Source organism: Pelomonas nitida (assembly GCF_043555975.1).
Classification (GTDB): domain Bacteria; phylum Pseudomonadota; class Gammaproteobacteria; order Burkholderiales; family Burkholderiaceae_C; genus Pelomonas; species Pelomonas nitida.
In genome coordinates this window covers 210,708-224,286 of the sequence record NZ_JBIGIA010000009.1, presented here as the reverse complement: position 1 = coordinate 224,286, position 13,579 = coordinate 210,708, and the positions used below count along the sequence as shown (strand labels likewise).

12 protein-coding genes are annotated in these 13,579 nt (G+C 67.2%); 10 read left to right on the top strand and 2 right to left on the bottom strand.

The genetic code is table 11. The features are described 5' to 3' along the window. Positions 1-22: 22 nt before the first annotated feature. The 3 genes from ftsH to glmM are packed head-to-tail and all read left to right on the top strand — an operon-like array spanning position 23 to position 4,168. Positions 23-1,921 carry an ATP-dependent zinc metalloprotease FtsH gene (ftsH, locus tag ACG00X_RS13785; RefSeq protein WP_394488761.1) on the top strand — a complete coding sequence of 633 codons (1,899 nt, stop codon included), beginning with the start codon at positions 23-25 and terminating at the stop codon, positions 1,919-1,921. 59 nt (positions 1,922-1,980) lie between these two features. After that, entirely contained in the window at positions 1,981-2,823 is an 843-nt protein-coding gene (gene folP, locus ACG00X_RS13780) for a dihydropteroate synthase (RefSeq protein ID WP_394488760.1), read from the top strand. 13 nt (positions 2,824-2,836) lie between these two features. Further along, positions 2,837-4,168, top strand: a complete 1,332-nt coding sequence (glmM, locus tag ACG00X_RS13775; protein WP_394488759.1) for a phosphoglucosamine mutase — start codon at positions 2,837-2,839, stop codon at positions 4,166-4,168. A gap of 85 nt (positions 4,169-4,253) precedes the next feature. Here the strand turns inward: glmM and ACG00X_RS13770 are convergent, their stop codons facing one another. Further along, positions 4,254-4,733: a fasciclin domain-containing protein gene (locus ACG00X_RS13770; protein WP_394488758.1), complete on the bottom strand. Its 480-nt coding sequence runs from the start codon at positions 4,731-4,733 to the stop codon at positions 4,254-4,256. A gap of 222 nt (positions 4,734-4,955) precedes the next feature. On the opposite strand from ACG00X_RS13770, the gene pstS reads away from it, so the two are divergent. The 7 genes from pstS (at position 4,956) to phoR (ending at position 11,829) form a co-directional block, all read left to right on the top strand. Beyond that, positions 4,956-5,996, top strand: a complete 1,041-nt coding sequence (gene pstS / locus ACG00X_RS13765) for a phosphate ABC transporter substrate-binding protein PstS (protein ID WP_394488757.1) — start codon at positions 4,956-4,958, stop codon at positions 5,994-5,996. A 166-nt stretch (positions 5,997-6,162) separates the two neighbouring features. Continuing rightward, the gene (gene pstC / locus ACG00X_RS13760) at positions 6,163-7,122 is read left to right on the top strand and encodes a phosphate ABC transporter permease subunit PstC (RefSeq protein WP_394488756.1); all 960 of its coding nucleotides are present in this window, start codon (positions 6,163-6,165) and stop codon (positions 7,120-7,122) included. After that, on the top strand, positions 7,119-7,982 hold the full coding sequence (gene pstA, locus ACG00X_RS13755; RefSeq protein WP_394488755.1) for a phosphate ABC transporter permease PstA: 864 nt from the start codon (positions 7,119-7,121) through the stop codon (positions 7,980-7,982). The genes pstC and pstA overlap by 4 nt, the downstream gene beginning before the upstream one ends. Positions 7,983-7,994: 12 nt before the next feature. Beyond that, complete coding sequence (gene pstB / locus ACG00X_RS13750; RefSeq protein WP_394488754.1) at positions 7,995-8,780, top strand: phosphate ABC transporter ATP-binding protein PstB; 786 nt, start codon at positions 7,995-7,997, stop codon at positions 8,778-8,780. Positions 8,781-8,789: 9 nt separating this feature from the next. After that, positions 8,790-9,497 carry a phosphate signaling complex protein PhoU gene (gene phoU, locus ACG00X_RS13745; RefSeq protein ID WP_394488753.1) on the top strand — a complete coding sequence of 236 codons (708 nt, stop codon included), beginning with the start codon at positions 8,790-8,792 and terminating at the stop codon, positions 9,495-9,497. A 113-nt stretch (positions 9,498-9,610) separates the two neighbouring features. Beyond that, complete coding sequence (gene phoB, locus ACG00X_RS13740; RefSeq protein WP_394488752.1) at positions 9,611-10,312, top strand: phosphate regulon transcriptional regulator PhoB; 702 nt, start codon at positions 9,611-9,613, stop codon at positions 10,310-10,312. Positions 10,313-10,461: 149 nt separating this feature from the next. Next, positions 10,462-11,829, top strand: a complete 1,368-nt coding sequence (phoR, locus tag ACG00X_RS13735; protein WP_394488751.1) for a phosphate regulon sensor histidine kinase PhoR — start codon at positions 10,462-10,464, stop codon at positions 11,827-11,829. On the opposite strand, the gene ACG00X_RS13730 is transcribed toward phoR, so the two are convergent. Next, on the bottom strand, positions 11,823-13,463 hold the full coding sequence (locus ACG00X_RS13730; RefSeq protein ID WP_394488750.1) for a hypothetical protein: 1,641 nt from the start codon (positions 13,461-13,463) through the stop codon (positions 11,823-11,825). The genes phoR and ACG00X_RS13730 overlap by 7 nt on opposite strands. Positions 13,464-13,579 lie beyond the last annotated feature (116 nt).

Sequence of the window (13,579 nt, the reverse complement as noted above, 5' to 3'; positions counted from 1 at the left end):
CAATCAGGGCCAAGGAGTCGCAGTGAACAATCAGTGGTTTTCTAAGTTCGCCGTCTGGATCGTGATCGCCCTCGTGCTGTTCACGGTCGTCAAGCAGTTTGGCGGCGCGACGGCACCCGGCAAGCAGGTGACGTATTCCGAATTCCTGGACCTCGTCCAGGCGCGCCGTATCCGGTCGGTCACGCTGCCGGACGGTTTTGCCGGTGATGTCACCGCAGAAGATACCGACGGCAACAAGCTGCGCACGCTGGCCACGGCCAAGGATCAGGGCCTGGTTGGCGACCTGATCAAGAACGGCGTGCGCTTCGACGTCAAGCCGCGCGAAGAGCAGGGCTTCCTCGTCAGCATGCTGATCAACTGGGCGCCCATGCTGCTGCTGATCGGCGTGTGGGTGTACTTCATGCGCCAGATGCAGGGCGGCGGCAAGGGGGGCGCGTTCTCCTTTGGCAAGTCCAAGGCCCGCATGCTGGACGAAGCCAACAACTCCATCACCTTTGCCGATGTCGCCGGTTGCGACGAGGCCAAGGAAGAGGTGAAGGAGCTGGTCGACTTCCTGAAGGACCCGCAGAAGTTCCAGAAGCTCGGCGGCCGCATTCCCCGTGGCGTGCTGATGGTCGGCCCTCCGGGTACCGGCAAGACGCTGCTGGCCAAGTCCATCGCCGGCGAGGCCAAGGTGCCGTTCTTCACGATCTCGGGCTCCGACTTCGTCGAGATGTTCGTCGGCGTGGGCGCGGCCCGCGTGCGCGACATGTTCGAGCAGGCCAAGAAGAGTGCGCCCTGCATCATCTTCATCGATGAAATCGACGCCGTTGGCCGCCATCGCGGTGCCGGCCTGGGCGGTGGCAACGACGAGCGCGAGCAGACGCTGAACCAGATGCTGGTCGAGATGGACGGCTTCGAGACCAATCTCGGCGTCATCGTCATCGCGGCCACCAATCGCCCGGACATCCTGGACCCAGCGCTGCTGCGCCCCGGTCGCTTCGACCGCCAGGTCTACGTGACGCTGCCGGACATCCGCGGCCGCGAGCAGATCCTGAACGTGCACATGCGCAAGGTGCCCATCGGGCAGGACGTCAACGCGTCCATCCTGGCGCGCGGCACGCCTGGCATGAGCGGTGCCGACCTGGCCAACCTCGTCAACGAGGCGGCGCTGTTCGCGGCTCGCCGCAATGGTCGCCTCGTGGAAATGATCGACTTCGAGCGCGCCAAGGACAAGCTCTACATGGGCCCCGAGCGCAAGAGCATGGTCATGTCCGAGGACGAGAAGCGGGCCACGGCCTACCACGAGTCCGGGCACGCCATCGTCGCGGAGATGCTGGAGGGGACCGACCCCGTCCACAAGGTGACCATCATGCCGCGCGGCCGTGCGTTGGGTGTGACCTGGCAACTGCCCGAGCGCGACCAGTACAGCAAGTACTTCAAGCAGATGCTCAACGAGATCAGCATCCTGTTCGGCGGCCGTATCGCCGAGGATCTGTTCGTCAAGGACATCTCCACCGGCGCGTCCAACGACTATGAACGCGCGACGCGCATCGCCCGCGACATGGTCACGCGCTACGGCATGAGCGAGTTGCTCGGCCCGATGGTCTATGCCGAGAACGAGGGCGAGGTCTTCCTCGGCCGCAGCATGACCAAGACGGCCAACATCAGCGAGAACACGCAGCAGAAGGTCGATTCCGAGATGCGCCGCATCCTGGACGAACAGTACGCGGTCGCGCAGAAGATCCTGGAGGACAACCGCGACAAGGTGGAAGTGATGACGGCAGCGCTGATGAAATGGGAAACCATTGATCGCGACCAGATCATGGACATCATGGCCGGCCGCCCGCCGCGCGAACCCGGTGGCGGTACGCCGACCGCCAGCAGCGGCCCCAGCGGCACGCCGCCCGTCAGCACCGACGGCGCCCCGGCAGCGGCCTGATTTCTCTTCACACGACGGGCCCGGCTTTCACCGGGCCCGTTTTTCATTCCAGCCGACCCATGCACTGGCAGACCCGCCGCTTTCGTATCGACCTCAGCCGGCCCCGGGTGATGGGCATCGTCAACGCGACGCCCGATTCGTTCTCCGATGGCGGGCGCCACGATGAGGCCCGCGCCGCGATTGCCCACTGCGAGCGCCTGGTGGCAGAAGGGGTCGACATCCTGGACATCGGCGGCGAGTCGACTCGCCCCGGCGCGCCGCGTGTCGATGCCGACAGCGAGTGGGCGCGCATTGAGCCCGTGCTCGCAGCCGCCGTGACGCTGGGCGTGCCCGTATCCGTCGACACCTACAAGCCCGACGTGATGCGGCGCGCGCTGGATGCCGGCGTGGACATCATCAATGACATCCAGGCCTTGCAGCTGCCCGGTGCGCTGGCTGCCGTGGCGGACAGCGAGGCCGGTGTCTGCCTCATGCACATGCGTGGCGAGCCGGCGTCGATGGCGGAGCTGGCGCACTACGGTGACGTGGTGGCCGAGGTGGCCGCGTTTCTCGCGCAGCGCGCCCAGGCGACACGGGCCAGTGGCCTGGCGGCGGAGCGCATCGTGCTGGACCCGGGCTACGGTTTTGCCAAGACGGGCGCGCACAACCTGCAGTTGCTGGCGGGGCAGCGCCGGCTGGCCGAGCTGGGTTATCCGCTGCTCGCGGGCTGGTCGCGCAAGCGCACGCTGGGTGACATCACGGGCAGGCCGGTGGATCAGCGCCTGCCTGCCAGCCTGGCCGCCGCGCTGCGATCCATCGCGGCGGGGGCCAGCATCGTGAGAGTGCACGATGTGGCGGCGACCGTGGACGCGGTCAAGGTCTGGGCGGCGGTCGACGCGGCGACAATGCCAGCCATTGCATAAGAGGACGCTCGCGATGAGCCGCAAGTATTTTGGAACCGACGGCATTCGAGGCACCGTCGGACAGGCGCCGATCACGCCGGACTTCATGCTGCGCCTGGGTCACGCTGTTGGTCGCGTGCTGCGCAAGACCAGCCAGCGCCCCACCGTGTTGATCGGCAAGGACACGCGCATCTCCGGCTACATGATCGAGTCGGCGCTGGAGGCCGGCTTCGCGTCGGCCGGCGTCAACGTGCTGCTGACCGGCCCGCTGCCCACGCCCGGCGTGGCCTATCTGACGCGCGCGCTGCGCCAGGATCTGGGCGTCGTCATCAGCGCCTCGCACAACCCGTTTGAGGACAACGGCATCAAGTTCTTCTCCGCCAAGGGCGAGAAGCTGCCGGACGCCTGGGAGCTGGCCGTCGAGGCGGCGCTGGACGAAGAGCCGCAGTGGGTGGATTCGGCCAGCCTCGGCCGTGCCAAGCGGCTGGAAGACGCGCGTGGCCGCTACATCGAGTTCTGCAAGGCCAGCTTCGGCTCCGACCTGACGCTGAAGGGCTTGAAGATCGTCGTCGACGCGGCCAACGGGGCGGCCTATCACGTGGCCCCTGACGTTTTCCACGAGCTCGGCGCCGAGGTCATCTCCATCGGCTGCAAGCCCGATGGCTTCAACATCAATGCCGGCTTTGGTGCCACCGCGCCGGGGGCGCTGGTCGAGGCCGTCAAGGCGCATGGGGCTCACTATGGCGTGGCGTTGGATGGCGATGCCGACCGCCTGCAATTGGTCGACGACCAGGGCCGTCTCTACAACGGCGATGAACTGCTGTTCGCCATGGTGGCCGATCGGCTGGACCAGGGGCAGCGCGTGCCCGGCGCCGTGGGCACGCTGATGACCAACATGGCGGTCGAGCTGGCGCTGCGCTCGCGTGATGTCGAGTTCGTGCGCGCCAAGGTGGGTGACCGCTATGTGCTGGAAGAGCTGGCCGCGCGCGGCTGGCAGCTGGGCGGCGAGGGCTCGGGCCACCTGTTGGCGCTGGACAAGCACACGACGGGTGACGGCATCGTCAGTGCGCTGCTCGTGCTGCAGGCCGTGTGCCGCAGTGGCCGCAGCCTCGCCCAGCAGCTCGCCGGCGTGACGCTGTTCCCGCAGACGCTGATCAATGTGCGTCTGCAGCCGGGGCAGGACTGGAAAAGCAGCCGCCGCCTGGCCGAGGTGCAGGCCGCCGTCACGGCGGAACTGGCCGGCAAGGGCCGTGTGCTGATCCGTGCATCAGGCACGGAGCCGCTGCTGCGCGTCATGGTCGAGGCCTCGGATGCTGGCCTGGCGCAGCGCTGTGCCCAGCGCCTGGTGGACGCGCTGGCGGACTGAAGTCCGCCGCCGCAGCCTGGCGGCAACCGTGACAACGACAAGGGCCGCTGCAATCAGCGGCCCTTGTCGTTGGTGATGTGGCGAATTACTTCTTGGGCGGCATCAGCACGCGGTCGACCACGTGCGCAACGCCGTTGCTCGCCTCGATGTCGGCGCGCTGCACGACGGCGTCGTCCACCGTGACGAAGCTGCCCGCCTTGGCTAGCGCCAGGCTGGCGCCCTGGTGGGTCTTCGTGGCGCCGGGCTTCACGTCGGCGGCAATCACGCGGCCATCGATGACGTGGTAGCCCAGCACGGCCTTCAGTTGCGCCGGGTCGGCTGCCAGCGCCTCCATCGTCTTGCTCGGAACGGCCTTGAAGGCGTCATCGCTGGGCACGAAGATGGTCAGCGGCCCGGCGGCGCGCAGTTCCTCTGCCAGGCCGGATTCCGCCGCCAGCCGGTTGAAGGTCGTGAGCTGAGGGTCCCGCGCCAATGTCTCGGCCAGCGGTGCCGGTGCGGGCGTTGTGGCGCAGGCGGTGAGGAAGGCGGCGGCCGTCAGGGCGAGGGCGGGCGAGAAACGGATCATTCGAGCTCCATGGGGCTGGACAATAGATGCGCCGCACTCTAGAAGTCGATCATGACGATTGAATGACTGGGCAAATGACGTTGTCACAATCGCAATGGACGACGTTTTCCCTCTGAGGGAAGGCCTTGCGAGGCGAGTTTGTGAACCCGTCGTCACTGAATCGTCATATTCGATCCCTAGGATGCAGGCATCGTCAAAACCGCTTTGCGGAAGGTGTTTCAGATGAACTTTGTCCAGGTCAGCAAGTCGCTCGTGGTGGTCGCGGGCTTGTTCGGTGCCCAAGTGGCGCTTGCCCAGGACGTCACCGGTGCCGGTGCCACTTTCCCCGCGCCGATCTACGCGAAGTGGGCCGACGCCTACAACAAGGCGACCGGTGCCCGCATCAACTACCAGTCGGTCGGCTCCGGCGCCGGCATCCGCCAGATCAAGGCCAAGACGGTGGACTTCGGTGCTTCCGACATGCCGCTGAAGGACGAAGACCTGGCCAAGGACGGTCTGGTGCAGTTCCCGACGGTCATCGGCGGCGTGGTGCCGGTGGTCAACATCAAGGGCGTTGCCGCAGGCCAGCTCAAGCTGACCGGCGCCGTGCTGGCAGACATCTACCTGGGCAAGGTCACGAAGTGGAACGACGCGGCCATCACCGCGCTGAACCCCGGCGTCACGCTGCCTGACGCGGCCATCGCGCCGGTCGCCCGTGCCGACGGTTCCGGCACCACCTTCATCTTCACGAACTACCTGTCCAAGGTCAGCCCCGAGTGGAAGGACAAGGTCGGCGAAGGCACGACGGTCAAGTGGCTGGCTGGCACCGCCGGCAAGGGCAACGAGGGTGTCGCCGCCTTCGTGCAGCGTCTGCCCAACTCCATCGGCTACGTCGAGTACGCCTATGTGAAGCAGAACAAGATGACCTTCGTCCAGCTGAAGAACAAGGACGGCCAGTGGGTTAGCCCGAGCGACGAGGCCTTCAAGGCCGCGGCCGCCGGTGCTGATTGGAACAAGACCTTCTACCAGATCACGACCGAGCAACCCGGCAAGACCGCCTGGCCGCTGACCAACCCGACTTACATCCTGATGTTCAAGTCGCAGGACAAGGCCGCGCAGGCCAGCGCCGCGCTGAAGTTCTTCGAGTGGGCTTATGTCAACGGCGACAAGCTGGCTGATGACCTGGACTACGTGCCGCTGCCGGCCAGCGTCAAGGACCTGGTGCGCAAGCAGTGGGCCGAGCAGATCAAGGACAGTGCCGGCAAGCCGGTCGCCTACAAGTGATCCCACGGGGCGCTTGCTGACCTGAAGGCAGGCCCGACCTCGGTCGGGCCTTGCCACATCGAAGCCCCCATCTTCTGAATCCATCTCCGGAGGTTCCTTGGCCGCCATCCTTCCCGCCGACCGTGCAGGCGCTGATCGAAGCGAACCTCGCACGCACACGTCCCCGATGAAACCGCAACCGCAACGTCGCCGCGTCGCCCCCTGGGCTGACGCCCTGTTTGCCGGCCTGTCGCAAGGCGCCGCCTGGCTGACGTTGGCGTTGATGGTGGGCATCATCGGCTCCCTCATCATCGGCGCGACACCCGCCCTCAAGGCCTTTGGCCTGGGCTTCCTGACCAGTGCGGAATGGGACCCGGTGCAGGAGAAGTTCGGCGGCCTCGTGATGATCTACGGCACGCTGGTCACGTCTGTCATCGCGCTGGTGATCGCCGTGCCGGTCAGTTTCGGCATCGCCATCTTCCTGACGGAACTCTCGCCCAGTTGGCTCAAGCGCCCGCTGGGCATCGCCATCGAGTTGCTGGCGGCCGTGCCGTCCATCGTCTACGGCATGTGGGGCTTGCTGGTGTTCGGCCCCATCCTGGCCACCTTCGTGCAGCAGCCGCTGCAGTCGCTGCTGGGCGGCGTGCCGGTGCTGGGTGCGCTGGTGTCCGGCGCGCCCGTGGGCATCGGCATCCTGTCGGCCGGCATCATCCTGGCGATCATGATCATTCCGTTCATCGCCTCGGTGATGCGCGACGTGTTCGAGGTCACGCCGCCGATGCTGAAGGAGTCTGCCTACGGCCTGGGCGCGACGACCTGGGAGGTCGTCTCCCGCATCGTGCTGCCCTACACCAAGACCGGCGTCATCGGCGGCATCATGCTCGGCCTGGGCCGGGCGCTGGGCGAGACGATGGCTGTCACCTTTGTCATCGGCAACATGACCCAGCTGAAGTCGCTGTCGGTCTTTGAAGCCGCCGCCAGCATCACTTCCACGCTGGCCAACGAATTCGCCGAAGCCGGCGAGGGCCTGCACCAGGCCTCGCTGCTGTACCTCGGCCTGGTCCTCTTCCTGATCACCTTTGTCGTGCTGTCCATCTCCAAGCTGCTGCTGCTGCGCCTGAAGAAGGGCGAGGGAACCCGCTCATGACCACTGCAATCGACTCGCGCCGCCTGGCGATGCACCACAAGCGCAAGCGCATCAATGCTGTCGCGCTGACGCTGTCGCTGGGCGCCATGTCCTTCGGCGTCTTCTGGCTCATCTGGATCCTGTTCGAGACCATCTATCAGGGCATCGGCGGCCTGAGCTGGGCCACCTTCACGCAGATGACGCCGCCGCCGCAGAGCGAAGGCGGTGGTCTCGCCAACGCGCTGTTCGGCTCCTTCCTGATGGTGACGCTGGCCACGCTGGTCGGCACGCCGGTGGGCATCTTGGCCGGCGTCTATCTGGCCGAATACGGTCAGAAGACCTGGCTGGGCAGCGCGGTGCGTTTCATCAACGACATCATGCTGTCCGCGCCGTCCATCGTCATCGGCCTGTTCGTCTACGCCATCGTCGTGGCCAAGATGCACACCTTCTCCGGCCTGGCGGGCTCGCTGTCGCTGGCGCTGCTGGTCATCCCGGTCGTCATCCGCACGACGGAGAACATGCTGAACCTGGTGCCGAACGCTTTGCGCGAGGCCGCCTACGCCCTCGGCACGCCGAAGTGGAAGGTCATCCTGGCCATCACGCTGAAGGCCGCCCGTGCGGGCGTCATCACCGGCATCCTGCTGGCGCTGGCCCGCGTGTCGGGTGAAACCGCGCCGCTGCTGTTCACCGCGCTGAACAACCAGTTCTGGTCCACCGACCTGACGCGCCCGATGGCCAATCTGCCGAAGACGATTTACGACTTCGCGATGAACCCCGACCAGCATCTGCAGCAGATCGCCTGGGCCGGCGTCTTCCTGATCACCGTGGGGGTGCTGCTGCTGAACATCCTCGCCCGCGTGCTCTTCAAGAACAAACACTAAGGACTCCCGATCATGGACGCCAAGATCGAAACCTCGTTGAGCGAACGCGCCAAGCTGTCGGTGCGCAACCTGAACTTCTTCTACGGCAGCTTCCACGCGCTGAAGAACATCAACCTCGACATCCCCGAGAAGAAGGTCACCGCCTTCATCGGCCCGTCGGGCTGTGGCAAGTCCACGCTGCTGCGCACGCTGAACCGCATGTTCGAGCTCTACCCCGAGCAGCGCGCCGAAGGCGAGATCCTGCTGGACGGCGAGAACATCCTGGAGAGCAAGGACGACGTCTCGCTGATCCGCGCCAAGGTCGGCATGGTCTTCCAGAAGCCCACGCCGTTCCCGATGTCCATCTACGACAACATCGCCTTCGGCGTGCGCCTGTTCGAGACGCTGCCGCGCGTGGAGATGGACGAGCGCGTCGAGTGGGCGCTGAAGAAGGCCGCACTCTGGACCGAAGTGAAGGACAAGCTCAACCAGAGCGGCGCGGGCCTCTCCGGCGGCCAGCAGCAGCGCCTGTGCATCGCGCGCGGCATCGCGATCAAGCCCGAAGTGCTGCTGCTCGACGAACCCTGCTCGGCGCTGGACCCGATCTCCACGGGCAAGATCGAAGAACTCATCCACGAACTCAAGAGCGACTACACCGTCGCCATCGTGACGCACAACATGCAGCAGGCCGCGCGCTGCTCCGACTACACGGCCTACATGTACCTCGGTGACCTCATCGAGTTCGGTCCCACTGCCGAGCTCTTCATGAAGCCCAAGCGCAAGGACACTGAGGACTACATCACGGGCCGTTTTGGTTAAGGAAACGTCATGGTCGACAAGCATCTCTCCACCCAATTCGACGCCGAGCTCAGCGGCATCTCCACCCGCGTGCTCGAGATGGGCGGGCTGGTCGAGGCCCAGGTGGCCCAGGCCGTGCAGGCGCTCAACGACTTCTCGTCGGAATCTGCCGACGACGTGCTGGCCAAGGAAGGCCGGGTCAACGCGATGGAAATCGAGATCGACCGTGATCTCTCCACCATCATCGCGCGCCGCCAGCCCACCGCCCGCGACCTGCGCCTGCTGATCGCCATCAGCAAGAGCATCGCCAACCTCGAGCGTGTGGGCGACGAAGCCGCGCGCATTGCGCGCACCGTGCAGCGCCTGGTGACGGGCGGCGTGTCGAGCCGCCTGCGCCTGCCGATGGCCGATCTGGCCTTCGAGGCCGAGCTCGCCACGGCACAGCTGCGCAAGGCGCTGGACTCCTTCGCGCGCCTGGATGTCGAGCGTGCGCTCGACGTGCTGAAGCACGACGACGAGATCGACAAGGAATTCGACGGCCTGCTGCGCAAGCTCATCACCTACATGATGGAAGACCCGCGCACCATCTCGTCGTCCATCGACCTGGTGTTCGTCGCCAAGGCCATCGAGCGCGTGGGCGACCACGCCAAGAACCTGGCCGAGGTGGTCATCTATGTGGTCAAGGGCCAGGACGTGCGCCACAACACGCCGGAAGCCGTCGAAACGATGGTTCGATAGCCCACTCCCTACCGGCTTCGCCGGCCCCCTCAAGGGGGCGCCGCTGGTGACCCGGCAAAGCCGGTTCCACGGCGGGCGCTGGGGAAGGCACTACGCATTGAGAGAGCATTTCCATGAGTCGAATCCTGGTGGTCGAAGACGAGTCGGCGATTGCCGAGCTGATTTCCATCAACCTGCGCCACGCCGGCTTCGAGGTCACGCTGGCCGCCAGCGCGAGCGCGGCGCAATACGAGGTGGACCGCGTCCTGCCTGATCTCGTCGTGCTGGACTGGATGCTGCCCGGCCAGAGTGGCGTGGCGCTGGCCCGCCAGTGGCGCGGTGCGGCACGCACGAAGGAGCTGCCCATCATCATGTTGACGGCGCGTGCGGACGAGGGCGACAAGATCGCCGGTCTCGATGCGGGCGCCGACGACTACGTCACCAAGCCGTTCTCGACCAACGAGTTGCTGGCGCGCATCCGCGCGGTGTTGCGCCGCAAAGCGCCCGAGGCGCTGGACAGCGTCGTCGAGGTCGGCCCGCTGCTGCTGGACCCGGGCACCCGCCGCGTCAGCCGCGACGGCGCCGAGGTCAAGCTCGGGCCCACCGAGTTCCGCCTGCTGCATTTCTTGATGACCCACCCGGAGCGTGTGCACAGCCGCTCGCAGTTGCTGGATCGCGTCTGGGGCGACCACGTGTTCATCGAGGAACGCACCATCGACGTTCACGTCAAGCGGCTGCGCGAGGCGCTGGAGCGCGTGCAGTGCGCGCGCATGATCGAGACCGTCCGTGGGGCCGGCTACCGCTTGACGCAGCAGAGCAGCGCACTGTCTGCTTGAGATGACGCGCTTGGCCCAGTCTGGCCGGCTGCTCCAGGTGACGGTGATGCCTGGGCGTGCGGCGGCGGGCATGTGGCTTGTGGGCACGCTCGGGCGTCGCACCCGCGTCCGGCCCGCTGCGTCGTGAAAACTGAGATGAAGCAAGCTGCATGACCTGGTTGTTGCCGCGACTCTTGATGGCCCTGGTGGCCGCGCTGCTCGGATTCGTCATTGGCGCTGCCGTGCGCTCCGCCAGCGGTGCGGATGGGCTGGGGCTGGCGGTCGGCGTCGTCAGCGGCGTGTTGCTGATGATGTTGGTGGATGCGGTGCGTGGCTCCCGCCTGCTGGGCTGGCTGCGGGGCAATCAGTTCGAGAACGCCCCGCGCGACACGGGCCTGTGGGGTGAGGTGGGCTACCGGATCGAGCGCGCGGTGCGCGACCGCGACCGTGCCGTCGCGCGCAGCCGGCTGGAGCTGGAGCAGTTCCTGTCGGCGATCGAGGCCTCACCCAACGGTGTGCTGATGCTGGACCTGCAGGAGCAGATCGTCTGGTGCAATCGCGTCGCTGCCGATCATTTCGCGCTGGACCCGCAGCGGGACCTGCGCCAGCGCATCACCAACCTCGTGCGCGCGCCGGCCTTTGTGGCCTACCTGCAGGCCGGGCGTTACGCCGAGCCGCTGGTGCTGGGCAACAGCCGCGGGCCCGGCACGTTGTCCATCGTCGTGCGCGAGTACGGCGAGGGCATGCGCCTGGTGCTGTCGCTGGACATCACCGAGCGCTTGCGCGCCGAAGGCATGCGGCGCGATTTCGTCGCCAATGTCTCGCATGAGATCCGCACGCCGCTGACCGTGCTGTCGGGCTTCATCGAGACCATGCATTCGCTGCCGCTGACGTCGGTGGAGCGTGATCGTGTGCTCGTGCTGATGAACCAGCAGACGCAGCGCATGCAGACGCTGGTTGCCGACCTGCTGACGCTGGCGCAACTGGAGGGCAGCCCGCGCCCCGGGCCGGATCGCTGGGTGGCGCTGGACGCGCTGCTGCTGCGTGTGGCGGCGGACGCGGAGGCGCTGTCCGCGGGCCGCCATCCGCTGCATCTCAAGCCGGTGACCGGCGTGGAACTGGCCGGCGTCGAGAGCGAACTTCTCAGTGCCATTGCCAACCTCGTGACCAATGCCGTGCGATACACGCCGGACGGTGGCGAGGTGGGCGTGGTGTGGCGGCTGCTGGAGGACGGCAGCGGCGAACTCGCCGTCGTGGATACCGGGCCCGGCATCGCGCGGGAGCACATCCCGCGCCTGACGGAGCGTTTCTACCGCGTGGACGGCAGCCGCTCGCGCGAGACGGGCGGCACCGGCCTGGGGCTGTCCATCGTCAAGCATGTCATGCAGCGGCATGGCGGCGAGCTGATGATCCAGAGCGAAGTCGGCAAGGGCTCGCGTTTCCGGCTGCTCTTCCCGTCGGCGCGCGTGCGCCAGGTCAGCGATTCAGCGCTGGGCGACGAGGCCGCTTTCGGTGCGGCCGCGGTGCCGGGTCACTGACGCTTCAGGAGGACGAGCCCGGCGCTGCCACTGCGGTCGGTGGGTCGCTTGACCTGCGCCATGGTCTGCCAGCCGTGCGGCACGGGCTGACCGGTGCTGATGACGGCATGCGTGCAGCGCGTGCTGGCGAGTTCGCCGCGGCCTTCCACGCGCCAACGGCCATGCCATTCCAGCGCGGCCAGCGTCGGCAGGCTTTGGCCAGGCGCGGCCAGGCAGGTCACATCGTTCGGCAGCCGCGCTTGCAGGCGCGACACCAGCGGCGCCAGGCTGCGCGCATAGTCCAGCGGCGGCAGCAGCAGGCTCATCACCAGCAACCAACCCAGTGCGACACCGCCGGCCGGCAGCGCGAGGCTCTTCCACAGCGCATGGCGATGCCGCGATGTGCGCCAGCGCACGAGCGCCAGCCAGCCGGCCGTGGCGGCCAGCGCAAAGACCAGCGCGAGCAGGCTGAACTCCGGCTCGAAGCCCTCGGCCAGGCGGCGCAGGTTGGCCAGCGGGCGCTCGGGCCAGCCGGTGTGCATCGACAGGTAGTAGAGCCAGAAGAACAGCGCGGCGGCGCTGAAGAAGAACACCGAGAACCAGTCCACCGCCGCCGCGAAGCCGCGGCTCAGTGTCGGCAGCGCGAAGGCTGCGAGGATGGCCAGCGACGGCAGGGCGAGCAACAGCGGGCGCTCAGAGCCTTCCATGGCGACGCAGGCGGTGAGCGGCACCAGCAGCGCGATGGCCGGCACGGTGATGTGCCGGCGCAGGCCGTGGCGGCGCCAGCGCCACAGCGTCCACAGGGCCAGCGGGCCGGCCGGCCAGCAGAACCACGCCAGCAGGCTCAGCAGCGACCCGACATCCAGCCCCGGCCGTGCCCGCCAGGCCCAGCCGTTGAACGCATAGGCCGACACCACGGCCAGCGTCAGCGCGCCCAGCAGCCAGACGCGCTGGTCCTTGGCTGCTTCATAGCTGGAGCGGTGGTTCAGCAGCAAGCCCAGCAGCCCCAGCGCGCAGGCCACGGTCGGCGCCTCGCTGGCGGCAAGCACCGGCAGCGCCAGCAGCACGGCCACCCTCGAATGCCAGCGGCGAAATGGCGCCGCGGCCAGCCCGTACAGATACACCGACACGGCCAGCAGCTGCACCAGCTCCGGCGTCGTCTCGTGCCCCAGTTGCAGCAGGCCGAGCGAGGCCATCAAGGCCAGCAGTGCGCCGTCCGCCAGGGCGCGTGCGTAGTCCACCGCCTGGGCCTCGCCGCCGAAGGCGAAGGCCACGGGCTGCGCGGCGTCGGTGCGGGCCAGGTGGAAACAGGTGTACCAGACGGCCACCAGCACACCTGCGAGCACGAGCGCGTAGGGCAGGCGGGCTGCAACGGGGGCGTCGAGGAAGGGCAAGGCCTTGATGGCCAGTGCGCCGAGCCAATAGGGCAGCGGGCCACCTTCGGCGGGAATGCCGGCGATGGCCGGCTTCCACCACGGGGCGTTGCCCTGGGCAATGCTGGCCATGAAGCCGAACGCGGTGAGGTCGGCATTGCGCCACGGTGCGCGGCCGAAGATGCCAGGGAGCAGGTAGGCCGCACACAGCAGCAGCAGCGCCAGTCTGGGCAGGCGCACGGCGCCGCGCTCGGCGACGATGGCGGGGGTGGGCAGGTTCACGAGGGGAGGGCTGCTTCTATCGGATCGGCCGGCATGATGCCGCAGAAAGACGCGCTCGGCCGTGGGTGGTGCCTGACAAAAATGGGGTGGCCGGACGTGCAGAAATGACAAAGGGC